This window comes from Pseudovibrio sp. WM33 (genome assembly GCF_001623165.1).
GTDB lineage: Bacteria > Pseudomonadota > Alphaproteobacteria > Rhizobiales > Stappiaceae > Pseudovibrio.
This window is the reverse complement of sequence record NZ_LMCK01000116.1, coordinates 979-1,396: the sequence shown is the minus strand read 5'-3', so window position 1 is coordinate 1,396 and position 418 is coordinate 979.

Sequence of the window (418 nt, the reverse complement as noted above, 5' to 3'; positions counted from 1 at the left end):
TTCAAACAATTCAATAACTTCATATATCAACCCATACACCTCAAACAACCACCCAAAAACCCCAGAAACAAGCCAATAACAACCAAACAAACAACAAAAATTAACAAAAACAAAATTTGCACAGACACTTGGAAAACACACAACTCAATCAGGACCGCCACCAAACCCACAAAAGCTGACTAAAAAAGAACCTCGCCGAACAGCACCGCACTCCGAGAGCAACAATGAGAGATGGAGACACACAAGAGAACCTGACGAAGAGGCAAACAGAGACCCTGGCAGCAAAACTTCTGCACCCTCTACTCTGACAGCTAGCGCCAAAGTGCAGAACAAGCCAAGGCAACCGTCATAGAGATGAGCGTCACCAATCATAGGCAACTCTTAAAGGACAGACACTAGAGAAAGGATGAGATAGCTT